This is a genomic window from Vibrio cionasavignyae, assembly GCF_050337155.1.
GTDB lineage: Bacteria > Pseudomonadota > Gammaproteobacteria > Enterobacterales > Vibrionaceae > Vibrio > Vibrio nomapromontoriensis.
In genome coordinates this window covers 167,826-182,542 of sequence record NZ_JAKJSR010000015.1, presented here as the reverse complement: position 1 = coordinate 182,542, position 14,717 = coordinate 167,826, and the positions used below count along the sequence as shown (strand labels likewise).

The following is a 14,717-nucleotide window of genomic DNA, read 5'->3' as shown; positions in this document are numbered from 1 at the left end:
AACGATACGCTTTACTTCTACTAAGCGTTTAAAAATAAAAACCAGAGCCTTGTGCTCTGGTTTTTTGCTTTTATGCAAATAGCCAACGCAATGCCATGCTTGTTTGTATTTCAGATCAGGATCACATTTGCCCAATCAATTGAATTAATTAGTCAAAAAACGTTTTTTTTTGCTAAAGGTTCTAAAACCGTCGCCGTTAAAGGGAATGAGAGAAATGATATAGATGTGCCAACGTGAGGTGAGAGACTCGGCGGCCATCTACCTAAAATGCCTAAGGAGATCTATATATGGCGATTAATGTAAACACTAACGTGTCTGCAATGACTGCTCAGCGCTATCTAAATACCGCTGCAGAGAACACAACTAAGTCAATGGAGCGTCTGTCTTCTGGCTACAAAATCAACAGCGCAAAAGATGACGCTGCGGGTCTACAAATCTCAAACCGTTTGAATGCGCAAAGCCGTGGTTTAGATATGGCAGTGAAAAATGCCAACGACGGTATCTCAATTGCACAAACTGCGGAAGGTGCAATGGATGAATCAACTAACATCCTGCAACGTATGCGTGACCTTTCCCTACAATCCGCAAATGGTTCGAACTCCAAGTCAGAGCGTGTGGCAATTCAAGAAGAAGTCACGGCGCTAAACGATGAATTAAACCGTATTGCAGAAACCACATCATTTGGTGGTAACCGTCTACTTAACGGCACGTATGGCACTCAATCATTCCAGATCGGTGCAGATTCAGGTGAAGCTGTGATGCTTTCTATGAGTAGCATGCGTTCTGATACTGCAGCGATGGGTGGCAAGAGCTACGCGTCGGAAGAAGGTAAAGATGCAAGCTGGCGCGTAGATGCTGGTGCAGATCTGACAATGAAGTACACCAACAAGCAAGGTGAAGAAGTTGAATTGTCGATCAGCGCTAAGCAAGGCGATGATATCGAACAACTCGCAACGTACATTAACGGTCAGAGCTCTGATGTAAAAGCATCGGTCAGTGAAGATGGCAAAATGCAACTGTTCGCTGCGACTCAAAAAGTAGTGGGCGAGGTTGAATTTGGTGGCAGTCTAGCGTCTGATTTAACGATTGGCGATGCAAAAGACGTGACGGTAAAAGACATTGATGTGACATCTGTTGGCGGCGCTCAAGAAGCGGTAGCGATTATTGATGGCGCACTAAAAAATGTTGACTCAGAGCGTGCTTCTTTAGGTGCTTTCCAAAACCGTTTTGACCATGCGATTAACAACCTCAGCAACATCAATGAGAATGTGAACGCATCAAATAGCCGTATCAAAGACACGGACTACGCGAAAGAAACAACAGCAATGACGAAGAACCAAATCTTGCAACAAGCAAGTACTTCAATCCTTGCACAAGCGAAACAATCGCCTTCAGCTGCATTGAGCTTACTAGGTTAATTCTAGGCAAGACAACCTTAGGCAAATCGTATTAGCGGCTGTCCGTGACAGCCGTTGATTTCCAATGTCATTTTCATTATTCATTTGGATATGAGGTAACATTGGGCAATTAAGGTTAGAAACGGGAGACTGTTATGGATATTTCATCCTACGCATCGAACATTCAGCCTTTTGCCTCTTCTAGTGGCACAGAAATTGCTTCAAAGAATACAACAAGTGCGTCAGCGCAAGGGAAGCCCAATGAGATATTGGCGAGCAAATTAGCGCCAAATCAAACGGTCAACCCAAGCAAAAAAGTCGAGAGTGAAGTGTTATCAGATGATAAGACTTCCGAAGTTATTCAGCAGATTGCCAAAGAGCGCCGAGATCTCAATGATGTCGAGCGTGAAAAGATGGTGGAACGCTTGGATGAATTTTTAACCACGTTGAATACGAGTTTATCGATTCGCATGGATGAAGATTCAGGGCGTCATATTGTCACTATTATTGCCAATGATACCGGTGAGATTATCCGCCAGGTCCCTGATGAAGACTTACTCGTCGTACTCGAACGCCTTGAAAAACACGCCTCTGTCAGTATTGATATGCGAGTTTAATTGAATACGTCACGCGTTAACTTATCGCGTTGCGATCGTGTATTACTTTCGAAGTGGTTTGGTGAATATGGGCCCGATAGGGATGTCTTCTGGCATGGATATCAATTCCATGGTGAGCAAAATAGTCAATGCAGAGCGTGTGCCTAAACAGCAACGTATTGACTATGAACGCACTAAAATTGATTCCAGTATCAGTGCCTATGGGCGGCTCAGAGAGTCACTAGATACGATGAAAAACCTAATGGCAAATTTTCGTCAGGAAAAAGCGTTTGCGGTACGCAGCGTGGACACTTCTGAAGAGAACATTGTCACAGCGACGGCTTCAACTGAAGCAATTGCTGGCAAATATGCAGTCGATGTATTGCAACTTGCCCAGAGCCACAAAGTGGCGTCTGACGTGGTGCCAGAAGATACTCGTTTTGGACCCGGCAAGTTGCAAATTTCCCTTGGCGAAGACAGCTTCGACCTCTCCCTAGGTAAAAATTCCAAACTTGTTGATGTTGTGCGAGCGATCAATGGATCTCGGGATAATCCTGGTATTCGTGCTTCTATCATTAAAGATATGAATGGCCCTCGCTTGATTGTGGCCGCTAACCAATCTGGCGCAGATAAAAGTATTCTTATCAATGTTGAGGCTGAGCCCGGCGATGACTTGTATCGTTTTGAATATAAAACGATAGAACAGCGTGTCAAACAACTTGAGAAAGCACAATCTGAAGCGCTTGCCCTATTAGATTTACCTCCGCAAGATGGCTTGGAACCGGCGCAGAATGTGGCTGATGGTGATGAGTTAAGCGCACAAGATACTCAAGCCGAAGGGGCGAATGCTGCGCAGACTGAGCAAGAAGAGGGGGCTGCGGATCAAACAGCGAAAGAGGCAAATTCTGGCCGCCCAGAGGATACGATACCGGGCTGGACGGAAACTGCATCAGGCACTCTGATGGATTCTTATCAAGCGCCAGAACCTGAGTTGGATGAAAAGGCGTTAGAAAAATCGAAAGAAGTACCTGGCTGGAGTAATACCGCCTCCGGTACATTAACCGATTCTTATGTCACACCAAAAGAAGCACAAGCTAAATTAGAGCAAGAACTTGAAGCTGAAAAAGCGGCAATCGCTAAAGCGGTTGCTGAAGGCGACATGACCGAAGCCGAAGCGAAAAAGATTGAACGAGAAAAGCTTACACCAGAAGAGCGTGAGCGAATCGAAAAAGTGGAGACAGCTCAAGCTGAACTAGCAGAAGCTCAGCGCTCACTGCAAATCTACAAAGGCATGGCAGAGGTCCAAAGCGCGCAAGATTCTATCGTGGTGCTTGACGGTGTCGCTGAGCTTGCAAGCAGTAACAACGTCATTGAAGATGCGATTGAAGGTGTTGACCTCACGTTGAAGGGCACAACTCAACCTGGAGAGCGTCCTGCGGAAATTGGTGTTGAATACGACAGACAAAGCGTTCGAGCTGATATCGAGCAGTTTGTTGCCGCCTATAACCAGTTCTATCAAGTATCCGCGGATCTTGCGAAAGTTGATCCAGCAACTGGCCAAGTAGGACCATTGTCTGGTGATAGTGTAGTTCGTAGTGCTGACTCCCGCCTAAAAAGTGTATTTTCAAGTGCGGTTGAAGGGGCGCCTGATGATCTGAAAACCTTGACTGAATTTGGTATTACGACCACGAGGCAGGGTAACCTTGAGATCAATTATCAGATGCTTGATAAGCAGCTTAATAATAATTTTAATAAGCTGGAAGATTTCTTTGGTGGCAATAATGGTTTTGCTAAAAAAGTTGAAGACGCTATCCACAGCATGACGGGCGTTACAGGTTCAATTCGAACACGTGAGAAAAGCCTGACCGAGCGAAACTACAGCCTTAATGATGACCAAGCGACGCTAAATCGACGCATGGAAGGGTTAGAAAAACGCACCCATGATAAATTTGCGGCGATGCAAGATGCGACCGGAAAGATGCAATCGCAGCTTGCGGGCATGATGAACGCGCTGTCTTGAGTTTTGCCGGCTTAGTTACAAAAGATGGTCATAAAGGCAACGGTTAGCGTTAGAGAAATCGAGTGGTGTAGTACATATAACGTACTGTTAATGAAAGAAAAAGGCAGAATGAGTGACGATATTCGATCGACTGCGTGATACAGATCACCAATTACTATCGCATTTAGATAATCTTGAGTTAAATACTGAAGAAATTCATGCTTTGGTCGATATAAGAGAACAAATTATAAAAACGTTGATTGCGGCTTGTGAGCGCAATCCTCGTCTAAAGCAGAGTGAAGAGTGGCGCTTAGCGGTGGAAGAGACACAAAAGGTTACCGCTAAGATGCATTCTAAAACCGAACAATTGGGGCTGTCACTGCGACAATACCGACACGGTAAAAAATCGCTACAGCAGTACCAAAAATTTATTTGAGAGGATAGTGATGCGTGGTTCATTGCAAGCATATAAGAAAGTATCAGTAGACAGCCAATTAAGCGCTGCCTCACCGCACAAAGTTATCCAGATGTTGATGGGTGGTGCTATTGAAAGGCTGATCCAAGCAAAAGCGGCTATGCAGCAAGGCAATATTCCAGTTAAAGGTGAGCGTATTGGTAAAGCCTTGGACATCATCATCGCGCTTCGTAGTTGCTTATCAATGGATGATGGTGGAGATATTGCCAAGAATCTAGATCAATTATATGAGTTCATGATCACACAGATCACAGAAGCAAACCACGAGAATAATCCGCAACCAATCGACGATGTTATCGACATTATCAGGGAAATTAAGTCTGCTTGGGATCAAATCCCTGCAGGTTTCCATAATTTGACCGCGGAAGAAGTTGGGATTTAAGCGGAATTAACCTCTTAATCTCGAAGTGATGAAGTTGCCTTATAAGGTTATTGTCAATAGAATAGACGCCATCCAATGCCAGATGGCGTTTTTTTGTCTCTAATTACTTATTTTATAAAATTAAACTTATAAATGCGGTGTGGAAAATATGTGGCCCTCTAGGCGCAACATGACAGATATTTGACGTTACTTTGGCCGTACTTTCTATCGAGGCATTAATCTCAAAAGATGCATGGCTTAGCTAAACTACTCGTCATCGCTGACGATGAGCAAATTCGTACTAATCTAAATACTATTTTAGAGTTTGTCGGCGAACATTGCGTCACCATACCTTCGAGTGACATACAGCAAGTTGATTGGTCGCAAGCCTGGTCAGGGTGTATTGTAGGGGCATTAGCACACCCTACGTTTTCTGACGCCTTACTTACCCAACTGTCTCGTTCCAACCATATCCCTTTATTGGTCACTAGTGAATTCACAGGCGCTGTGGAACCGCTTACTAATTATGTGGGCGAGCTAGAGCTACCTCTGAATTATCCGCAGCTAAGTGATGCCTTGCGACACTGCCAAGAGTTTCTTGGTCGCAAAGGGGTACAGGTTCCTTCAAACACTCGCAAAAACACACTGTTTAGAAGCCTTGTGGGTCAAAGCAAGGGTATTCAGGATGTTAGACACCTTATAGAACAGGTTGCCGGCTCAGAGGCTAACGTTCTTATTCTAGGCGAATCTGGTACCGGTAAAGAGGTAGTAGCTCGTAATATCCACTATCACTCTAGTCGCCGAGGTGGACCATTTGTGCCGATTAATTGCGGCGCTATCCCTCCCGATCTATTAGAAAGTGAACTGTTTGGTCATGAGAAAGGCGCGTTTACTGGCGCGATTACCTCTCGTAAAGGGCGCTTTGAGTTAGCTGAAGGTGGCACCTTGTTCTTAGACGAAATTGGCGATATGCCGATGTCGATGCAAGTGAAGTTACTACGCGTGTTACAAGAGCGCGTTTTTGAACGTGTTGGTGGCACAGCTGTGTTAAAAGCCAATGTGCGCATTGTGGCCGCGACTCATCGTAACCTTGAGAGCATGATTCAATGTGGTGACTTCAGAGAAGATCTTTTCTATCGATTGAATGTATTCCCTATTGAAATGCCATCATTAAAAGATCGAAAAGAAGATATTCCGCTATTGCTGCAAGAGCTGCTGACGCGTTTGGAAGCGGAAGGCGGACAACCGATTTGTTTTGCCCCACGTTCTGTTAATTCCTTAATGGAGCATGATTGGCCCGGCAACGTTCGAGAATTAGCGAATTTGGTAGAGCGTATGGTTATTCTCTATCCTAATAGCTTAGTTGACGTAAATCATCTCCCAGTGAAGTATCGTTACAGTGATATCCCTGAGTTCCAACCAGAGATGAATCTTTTTAAATCGGTGGAAGAGCAAGAGCGAGATGCGTTAGATAGTATCTTCGCTGACAACTTTACTCTTGGTGAGCCAGAGATCGATGATTATAACGCGCCGCAAGGGCTGCCTCCGGAAGGTGTTAATCTCAAGGAGATGTTAGCAGAACTTGAGGTGAATATGATCAACCAGGCGTTAGATGCGCAAGATGGTATTGTTGCTCGAGCCGCCGATATGTTGGGAATGAGACGAACCACATTAGTTGAAAAAATGCGAAAATACTGCCTCAATCGATAATGTGATGCCTGTCACGTCAATATGATGGCGACATTAATTTGACGCTATAAAATTGTTTGAAAACAAAAACTTAAGCTTGGTATGCTTTTTGCATTATCAGGCTTAAGTTTTTTATGGGACTGTATATTCTAAGGGCGTTAGCCCTCTGTCGTTGGGATAACAAAAGGAATGCCTCACTCATGAACTCGTCGCCTAGTGACGCCGTAGAGCCGATTACTCCACCGTCCTCCTCGCATTTAGATTCATTAGAGTCTCAGGTGGAACGCTATCAGCAAGTGATAGAGGCGATGCCTGCAGGGGTAATATTGCTCGATACTCAAGGGGTGGTTAGGGAAGCAAACCCAGAGGCACATCGAATTCTAGAACTGCCGCTCGTCGGGCAAAAGTGGTTTCACCTTATTCAGGTTGTGTTTGATCCCAAAGAAGACGACGGTCATGAAGTGTCGCTGCGCAATGGACGCAAGGTTCGTCTGGCTATTTCTGCGTCTTCAACAGGGCAATTAATTTTAATCACGGACCTTACCGAAACGCGCCTGCTGCAATCAAGGGTCAGTGATTTACAACGTTTATCCTCTCTTGGCCGAATGGTCGCATCGTTAGCTCATCAGGTTCGCACACCATTATCTAGCGCCATGCTTTACGCCTCAAATTTGGGGGCACCTAACCTCAATGACGCCACTCGTTCACGTTTTCAGATGAAGTTGGTCGATCGGCTACATGATTTAGAAAAACAGGTTAATGATATGTTGTTGTTTGCCAAAGGCGGTGACAACAAAGTCGTACAACGATTCTCGTTGAAGGACTTGGTGGCGGAATACCAACCCATGGTTGAGACAACACTGAAAAGTAATCATATCGACTACTTTATTGAAGTTGAACATGACGAGGTTGAACTGTTGGGCAACGCTAATGCGATTGCGTCAGCATTAAGTAATTTGGTGTTGAATGCGGTGCAAATTAGCGGCAAAGAATCGCAAGTGGACGTGTTTTTTCGCCCGGTGAATGACGAACTGAAAATTTCGATACAGGACAACGGACCTGGCATCCCTAAAGAACTTCAGCACCGAATAATGGAGCCGTTTTTTACCACACGTTCGCAAGGAACTGGACTAGGTCTGGCCGTGGTACAGATGGTTTGTCGTGCCCATGAAGGCCGACTCGAATTGATATCGGAAGAAGGAGACGGCGCGTGTTTTACCATGTGCTTACCCCTTGCTGGGACATCATCTTCTGACGCAAAAAATGAAGGACAAGAATAATGGCACAAAGCAGAGTATTGATAGTAGAAGACGACGAAGGATTGCGTGAAGCTTTGGTCGATACCTTGGCGCTCGCGGGCTATGAGTGGGTGGAAGCCGATTGTGCTGAAGACGCCTTAGTGAAGCTAAAAAGTCAGCCTGTGGATATTGTCGTATCCGATGTGCAAATGGCCGGAATGGGTGGATTGGCGTTGCTGCGAAATATTAAGCAGCACTGGCCAAATCTACCTGTCTTGCTGATGACGGCATACGCCAATATTGAAGATGCGGTTGCGGCAATGAAAGAAGGTGCGATTGATTATATGGCGAAGCCGTTTGCGCCAGAAGTACTTCTGAATATGGTCAGCCGTTACGCGCCAGTCAAGTCAGACAGTAATGGCGATGCGATTGTTGCCGATCCAAAAAGCATCCAACTATTAGCTTTGGCCGATAAAGTTGCCAAAACGGATGCCAGTGTCATGGTTTTGGGGCCAAGCGGTTCTGGAAAAGAAGTCATGTCGCGTTATATCCACAATCACTCGCTGCGCTCAGAAGGGCCATTTGTTGCGATTAACTGTGCCGCCATTCCAGACAATATGCTCGAAGCTACGCTGTTTGGTTACGAGAAAGGCGCGTTTACTGGTGCGATTCAAGCGTGCCCAGGGAAATTTGAGCAAGCGCAAGGCGGAACCATTTTATTGGATGAAGTCAGCGAAATGGATCTTAACTTACAAGCGAAGCTACTGCGAGTGTTACAAGAGCGAGAAGTAGAGCGTTTAGGTAGCCGTAAAAGCATCGCATTGGATGTTCGCGTTCTTGCAACGAGTAACCGAGATCTTAAGCAGTATGTTCAAGAGGGCAATTTCCGTGAAGATCTCTATTATCGCTTGAATGTGTTCCCAATTTCATGGCCAGCCCTGCGGGAAAGAACCGGTGATATTCCGCCATTAGCGACGCATTTAACAGAAAGGCATTGTAAGAAATTAGGAATGCCTGTCCCTAAATTTAGTGAGATGGCATTAGCAAAGTTGATGCAATACCCATGGCCAGGTAATGTTCGTGAGTTAGACAACGTTGTGCAACGAGCGCTGATTTTATGTGACCAAACTCTGATTGAATCTGAGCACATTTTACTAGAGGGAGTGGACTGGCAAGATGCTGCGGGTCTACAACAAGTAGTTGCAAACCCTATCGCTTATTCCAGCACTGAGTTACCTATTGCCGAACCTACTGTTGCGCCTGTTGCAGACTCTGCTTACTGCGCGGATAGAACGGCGGTATTGGAAAAGCCGATATCTGTTGGTGAAGGACTAGGAGGAGAGCTTAGGGATCAAGAGTTTGCCATTATCCTAGAAACACTAAAAGAGTGTGAAGGACGACGTAAAGAAATGTCAGAAAAATTAGGTATTAGCCCAAGAACCTTGCGTTATAAATTGGCTAAAATGCGTGATGCAGGTATAGAGATTCCCAATTAGTGATCTCACTCCAAATCACCAGTATGACCATATCGAGTTTTCGCGCTATCGACGCTAGTCACGAAGATGCCTTTCATGGCATAATTTTTGCTGATATCTGATTTAGCGCTGACAAATAAAGGACACTGTCAATAAAATGACAGTAAGTGAGAAAGCATGAGAGTTGATGGATTAAATACCGAGATGCAAGCGATGATGCTTGAAGCATCTAGTGCCCGTGCCACACCAACGGCACAGCAAGTGGGTGCTGATTTTGGTGACATGCTTTCACAAGCAGTAAATAACGTGAATGGACTGCAAAAGTCTTCAGGTAATTTACAAATGCGATTTGATCGCGGTGACGCTGATGTATCGCTATCCGATGTGATGATCGCCAGAAACAAATCCAGTGTTGCATTTGAAGCAACCATCCAAGTACGTAATAAGCTTGTTGAGGCCTACAAAGAGCTCATGAACATGCCCGTATAGTCTAGGTAGTAGACAGTTATTTTAGGTCGTAGACAGTCAATTTAGGTAGTGGACAGTGGCTCAAGAAAATCATTCAACAGATGTGACCGTAATGGATGGCGCGGATACTAATTTGGTTGCTAGCTCAGATTTAGTCTCCGAAGGTCAAAACCCCGATATAAATGAGAAAAGCAGCTCTAAATTCGATTTAGCCGTTGGTGACCTCGATCTGCTGCGACAAATCGTTCTCGTACTTTCCATCTCTATCTGTGTCGCACTTATTGTGATGCTGTTCTTTTGGGTCAAAGAACCCGAAATGCGCCCATTAGGCGTATATGAAACAGAAGAGTTGATTCCGGTACTCGACTATCTTGATCAAAAGAAGGTCGAATACAAGCTTGAAGGCAATGCGTTGAGCGTGCCAGTCAATCAGTACAGCAACCTAAAGCTAGATATGGTGCGTGCGGGTCTAAACCGTGCGTCAAATACTGGTGATGATATCTTAATGCAAGATATGGGGTTTGGTGTGTCTCAGCGTTTGGAGCAAGAGCGACTCAAGCTCAGTCGTGAACGGCAACTTGGAAAAGCGATTGAGCAAATGAAGCAGATCCGTACCGCACGAGTGCTGCTTGCCCTTCCTAAACAAAGTGTCTTTGTCCGTCATAATCAAGAGGCGTCTGCCTCAGTCTTTCTAACTCTGGCAACGGGTTCAGTCCTAAAACGTCAGGAAGTTGACTCTGTCGTTGATATGGTGGCAAGTGCTGTTCCAGGCATGAAAACCACGCGAATTACCGTTACCGATCAACATGGTCGACTGCTCAGTTCAGGCTCACAAGACGCCACATCGGCGGCAAGAAGAAAAGAGCAAGAGCTTGAACAAAACCAAGAACAGGCACTGCGTGAAAAAATAGATTCAGTGTTAATTCCTATTTTAGGGCTTGGCAACTATACGGCTCAGGTGGACATCGAGTTGGATTTTAGTGCAGTGGAGCAAACTCGTAAGCAGTTTGATCCGAATACTCCCGCGACGCGAAGTGAGTATACGCTAGAAGATTATAATAATGGCAATGCTGTGGCGGGGGTTCCTGGTGCGCTGAGTAATCAACCGCCAGCGGATGCCTCGATTCCAACTGACGTTGCGCAAATGAAAGACGGGTCGGTATTAGGGCAAGGCTCGGTACACAAAGAAGCCACACGCAACTTTGAACTTGATACCACCATCAGTCACGAGCGTAAGCAAAGTGGTGTCGTGAATCGTCAAACGGTCGCCGTAGCGATTAAGAATCGCGCGAAAGTGAACCCGGATACTGGCGACGTAACGTATGAGCCTCGTTCAGAAACCGAACTGGCCGCAATTCGACAAATTCTTATCGGTTCGGTGGGCTTTAGTGAAAGCCGTGGTGATTTACTCAATGTATTGAGTATGACCTTTGAAACACCAGTAACCGAGCAATTGGCGGATGTTCCACTCTGGGAACACCCGAATTTCAACGATTGGGTTCGATGGTTTGCCAGTGCACTGGTGATCATTGTCGTGGTATTAGTGTTGATTCGTCCGGCAATGAAGAAATTGCTTAATCCAGCTGCGCAAGATACCGATGAGCAATTGTATGGCCCAGATGGTTTACCGCTCGGTGCGGATGGCGAAACCAGCCTGATCGGTAGTGATATCGACGGTAGCGAGCTGTTTGAATTTAGCACAGGCATTGATCTGCCTAACTTACATAAAGATGAAGATGTCTTGAAGGCGGTTCGAGCACTCGTGGCGAATGAGCCAGAGCTTGCCGCGCAAGTCGTGAAGAATTGGATGGTTGAGAACTAATGGCAAATGAAATTGTAGCCAGCAATGGTGGGCAGGTTGTTGAATCAACCGTAGATATCTCAAACATAAGTGGTGAAGAAAAAGCCGCCATTCTTTTACTTAGTTTAAATGAACAAGACGCGGCTAGTATCATTCGTCATTTAGAGCCAAAACAAGTGCAACGTGTTGGTGGGGCAATGGCTCGCGCAAGCGACTTAAGCCAAGATAAAGTGGGTGCGGTACACCGCGCGTTTCTTGAAGACATTCAGAAGTACACCAATATTGGTATGGGCAGTGAAGACTTCATGCGCAATACTTTGGTGGCAGCACTTGGTGAAGATAAAGCCAATAACTTGGTTGACCAGATTTTACTGGGGACTGGCTCTAAGGGTCTTGATTCATTGAAATGGATGGATCCTCGTCAAGTGGCGAGCATCATAATTAATGAGCACCCGCAAATTCAAACCATCGTATTGTCCTATCTTGAAGCCGATCAGTCGGCGGAAATTCTTTCTCAGTTCCCAGAGCGAGTGCGTCTTGATCTTATGATGCGTATCGCCAACCTAGAGGAAGTGCAACCTTCGGCGTTGGCAGAGCTAAACGAGATCATGGAGAAACAGTTTGCCGGTCAAGCTGGCGCGCAAGCTGCGAAAATTGGCGGCCTGAAGGCGGCGGCCGAGATCATGAACTACCTCGACAATAACGTTGAAGGCCTGCTTATGGATCAAATTCGCGACCAAGACGAAGACATGGCGACTCATATCCAAGATCTTATGTTTGTATTTGAAAACCTCATTGAGGTTGATGATCAAGGCATTCAAAAGCTGCTTAGGGACGTTCCTCAAGATGTACTGCAACGTGCACTTAAAGGCGCTGATGATGGCCTGAAAGAGAAGATTTTCAACAACATGTCGAAACGTGCGGCTGATATGATGCGCGAAGACATTGAAGCGATGCCTCCTGTACGAGTCGCGGATGTAGAATCGGCACAGAAAGAGATTTTGACCATAGCAAGAAAGATGGCAGACAGTGGAGAGTTGATGCTCTCTGGTGGTGCTGACGAGTTCTTGTAATCAACGGGTAAGGTAAAATTATGGCTGGAGATAGAAAACGCGGCTTCTTGCGCCCTTCTGAAGACATCACCATGGAATCTGCGCATTCATGGGGGCTGCCCGATTACACCTCTCAGACCAATCAGCATGCTCGCGAAACCGCATTAAACTACGACCCAAGTTGGACGCCACTTGATGAGCCGACGCCAGAAGATGCACCGTTTGAATTAACAGAAGAGCAGATCGAACTTATTAAGCAAGGCGCTTATCAAGAAGGATTATTCCAAGGCCAAGAGGCTGGGTTTAAGCAAGGTTTTGATAAGGGTAAGCAAGAAGGGATGGAAGCTGGACACCAAGAAGGGCTCGAGCTTGGTAAGGCCGAAGGCGTTGCCGCAGGTGAGGAATACATCAAACAGCAAGTTGAAATATTCATGGGTATGGCAAACCAGTTTGCTCAACCTCTTGAACTCATGAATAGCCAAGTTGAGAAGCAGTTGGTCGACATGGTGCTGACGCTAGTCAAAGAAGTCGTGCATGTTGAAGTCCAAACCAACCCGCAATTTATTCTCGATACGATTAAACAGTCGGTAGAAGTACTCCCTATTGTGGGACACGCTATTACGCTCAAATTACATCCTGCTGACGTGGACATTGTTCGAGCAGCCTACGGTGATCAAGAGTTGGATATTCGTAATTGGCAACTCGTGGTAGAGCCTGCACTCAATCGTGGTGATGTTCAAATCGAAGCGGGTGAGTCCAGTGTGAGCTACAAGGTGGAAGAGCGAATTCACAGCGTGCTACAAAGCTTTTGTGGCACTAATCGTCATCAGGGTTCGGATTAATGCAAGCGCTCTCTGACCGTCTCGCTCAGTATAAAGTATCAGGGCACAAGTCACGTGCCGTCGCGTCAGGTAAGTTGGTGCGAGTTGTTGGATTAACACTAGAAGCAACGGGCTGCAAAGCGCCCATCGGTAGCTTGTGTAAAGTCGAAACCATGACGGGTGAGATGGAAGCGGAAGTGGTTGGTTTTTCCGGTGAACATCTATTTTTAATGCCGAGTGAGCAAATCAGCGGCATTTTACCTGGCGCTAGAGTCACGCCAATGACAGCAGAAACTGGGTTACCCGTAGGAATGGAGCTGTTAGGCCGTGTCATTGATGGTGTGGGTAACCCACTAGATGGCCTGGGCGAAATATACACGGAGAAACGCGCCTCGTTTAATGCTCAGCCTATTAATCCCCTTGCAAGAAAGCCTATTTCAGAACCGCTAGATGTTGGCCTTAAGGCCATTAATGGCTTGTTAACGGTTGGCAAAGGCCAACGTATCGGCTTATTTGCCGGTTCTGGTGTGGGTAAATCGGTCACTTTGGGCATGATGACTCGTGGCACAACCGCGCAAGTGGTGGTTGTGGGGTTAATTGGTGAGCGTGGACGAGAAGTTAAAGAGTTTATTGAAGAGATTTTAGGTACAACGGGACGTCAACGCTCTGTGGTGGTGGCTGCACCAGCGGATTCATCGCCTTTGATGCGTTTGAAAGGTTGCCAAACGGCGTTGACTATCGCTGAGTACTTTAGAGACCAAGGGCTCGATGTATTGCTATTGATGGACTCATTAACTCGTTTTGCACAAGCGCAGCGTGAGATTGCCTTATCGGTGGGTGAGCCACCTGCAACGAAAGGTTATCCGCCATCGGTGTTTGCCAAGCTGCCAGCGCTTGTTGAGCGAGCGGGGAATGGTGATGACAATCAAGGCTCGATTACTGCGTTTTTCACAGTATTGACCGAAGGTGATGATCTACAAGATCCAATCGCCGATGCCTCACGTGCGATTCTAGATGGCCACATTGTATTATCACGCGAAATGGCAGACGCTGGGCACTATCCCGCGATTGATGTGGAAAAATCAGTGAGTCGTGTCATGCCGCAAATAACCGATGATCAGCATGTATTGATGTCCAAAGCGGTGAGACAGGTGCTATCTGTGTGCCGCAAGAATCAAGATTTGGTGTCGATTGGGGCATATAAACCGGGGACTGACCCTGCGATTGATAGCGCCTTTACCCTGAAGCCGAAGTTGGATCAATATTTACAGCAAAGCATGAAAGAGACCGTGCCTTACGACATGTGCGTTAACATGCTCAAGCAACTGTTGCAGGTTAATTGACG

The 14,717-nt window shown here is 46.1% G+C and carries 13 protein-coding genes; all 13 read left to right on the top strand.

The window, feature by feature from the left end:
• Positions 1–287 precede the first annotated feature (287 nt).
• Positions 288–1,418, top strand: a complete 1,131-nt coding sequence (locus tag L4D74_RS12375; protein WP_428752386.1) for a flagellin — start codon at positions 288–290, stop codon at positions 1,416–1,418.
• A 134-nt stretch (positions 1,419–1,552) separates the two neighbouring features.
• Complete coding sequence (locus L4D74_RS12370; protein WP_428752385.1) at positions 1,553–2,014, top strand: flagellar protein FlaG; 462 nt, start codon at positions 1,553–1,555, stop codon at positions 2,012–2,014.
• A 67-nt stretch (positions 2,015–2,081) separates the two neighbouring features.
• Positions 2,082–4,013: a flagellar filament capping protein FliD gene (gene fliD, locus L4D74_RS12365; RefSeq protein ID WP_428752421.1), complete on the top strand. Its 1,932-nt coding sequence runs from the start codon at positions 2,082–2,084 to the stop codon at positions 4,011–4,013.
• A gap of 112 nt (positions 4,014–4,125) precedes the next feature.
• Positions 4,126–4,428, top strand: coding sequence for a flagellar protein FliT (fliT, locus tag L4D74_RS12360; protein ID WP_428752384.1), 303 nt, complete (start codon positions 4,126–4,128; stop codon positions 4,426–4,428).
• A gap of 10 nt (positions 4,429–4,438) precedes the next feature.
• Positions 4,439–4,849 (top strand): flagellar export chaperone FliS, encoded by a 411-nt coding sequence (gene fliS, locus L4D74_RS12355; protein ID WP_265676185.1) that lies wholly within the window; start codon positions 4,439–4,441, stop codon positions 4,847–4,849.
• Positions 4,850–5,077: 228 nt separating this feature from the next.
• On the top strand, positions 5,078–6,538 hold the full coding sequence (locus tag L4D74_RS12350; RefSeq protein ID WP_428752383.1) for a sigma-54 dependent transcriptional regulator: 1,461 nt from the start codon (positions 5,078–5,080) through the stop codon (positions 6,536–6,538).
• Positions 6,539–6,717: 179 nt separating this feature from the next.
• On the top strand, positions 6,718–7,797 hold the full coding sequence (locus L4D74_RS12345; protein WP_428752382.1) for a sensor histidine kinase: 1,080 nt from the start codon (positions 6,718–6,720) through the stop codon (positions 7,795–7,797).
• Entirely contained in the window at positions 7,797–9,251 is a 1,455-nt protein-coding gene (locus L4D74_RS12340) for a sigma-54-dependent transcriptional regulator (RefSeq protein ID WP_428752381.1), read from the top strand. Before L4D74_RS12345 ends, L4D74_RS12340 begins: the two co-directional genes overlap by 1 nt.
• Positions 9,252–9,407: 156 nt before the next feature.
• Positions 9,408–9,719 carry a flagellar hook-basal body complex protein FliE gene (gene fliE, locus L4D74_RS12335; RefSeq protein WP_265676181.1) on the top strand — a complete coding sequence of 104 codons (312 nt, stop codon included), beginning with the start codon at positions 9,408–9,410 and terminating at the stop codon, positions 9,717–9,719.
• 91 nt (positions 9,720–9,810) lie between these two features.
• Entirely contained in the window at positions 9,811–11,520 is a 1,710-nt protein-coding gene (fliF, locus tag L4D74_RS12330) for a flagellar basal-body MS-ring/collar protein FliF (protein WP_428752420.1), read from the top strand.
• Positions 11,520–12,572: a flagellar motor switch protein FliG gene (gene fliG, locus L4D74_RS12325; RefSeq protein WP_265676179.1), complete on the top strand. Its 1,053-nt coding sequence runs from the start codon at positions 11,520–11,522 to the stop codon at positions 12,570–12,572. The genes fliF and fliG overlap by 1 nt, the downstream gene beginning before the upstream one ends.
• Positions 12,573–12,592: 20 nt before the next feature.
• On the top strand, positions 12,593–13,393 hold the full coding sequence (gene fliH / locus L4D74_RS12320) for a flagellar assembly protein FliH (protein ID WP_428752380.1): 801 nt from the start codon (positions 12,593–12,595) through the stop codon (positions 13,391–13,393).
• Complete coding sequence (fliI, locus tag L4D74_RS12315; protein WP_265676177.1) at positions 13,393–14,715, top strand: flagellar protein export ATPase FliI; 1,323 nt, start codon at positions 13,393–13,395, stop codon at positions 14,713–14,715. Before fliH ends, fliI begins: the two co-directional genes overlap by 1 nt.
• Positions 14,716–14,717: the final 2 nt, after the last annotated feature.

What these genes read in the sequence shown, in the direction of transcription:
- fliG (WP_265676179.1), top strand. Translation starts at nt 11,520, where the DNA reads ATGGCAAATGAAATTGTAGCCAGCAATGGTGGGCAGGTTGTTGAATCA.
- fliF (WP_428752420.1), top strand. Translation starts at nt 9,811, where the DNA reads ATGGATGGCGCGGATACTAATTTGGTTGCTAGCTCAGATTTAGTCTCC.
- fliD (WP_428752421.1), top strand. Translation starts at nt 2,082, where the DNA reads ATGGGCCCGATAGGGATGTCTTCTGGCATGGATATCAATTCCATGGTG.
- L4D74_RS12350 (WP_428752383.1), top strand. Translation starts at nt 5,078, where the DNA reads ATGCATGGCTTAGCTAAACTACTCGTCATCGCTGACGATGAGCAAATT.
- fliE (WP_265676181.1), top strand. Translation starts at nt 9,408, where the DNA reads ATGAGAGTTGATGGATTAAATACCGAGATGCAAGCGATGATGCTTGAA.
- fliI (WP_265676177.1), top strand. Translation starts at nt 13,393, where the DNA reads ATGCAAGCGCTCTCTGACCGTCTCGCTCAGTATAAAGTATCAGGGCAC.
- fliH (WP_428752380.1), top strand. Translation starts at nt 12,593, where the DNA reads ATGGCTGGAGATAGAAAACGCGGCTTCTTGCGCCCTTCTGAAGACATC.
- L4D74_RS12375 (WP_428752386.1), top strand. Translation starts at nt 288, where the DNA reads ATGGCGATTAATGTAAACACTAACGTGTCTGCAATGACTGCTCAGCGC.
- L4D74_RS12345 (WP_428752382.1), top strand. Translation starts at nt 6,718, where the DNA reads ATGAACTCGTCGCCTAGTGACGCCGTAGAGCCGATTACTCCACCGTCC.
- fliS (WP_265676185.1), top strand. Translation starts at nt 4,439, where the DNA reads ATGCGTGGTTCATTGCAAGCATATAAGAAAGTATCAGTAGACAGCCAA.
- L4D74_RS12340 (WP_428752381.1), top strand. Translation starts at nt 7,797, where the DNA reads ATGGCACAAAGCAGAGTATTGATAGTAGAAGACGACGAAGGATTGCGT.
- L4D74_RS12370 (WP_428752385.1), top strand. Translation starts at nt 1,553, where the DNA reads ATGGATATTTCATCCTACGCATCGAACATTCAGCCTTTTGCCTCTTCT.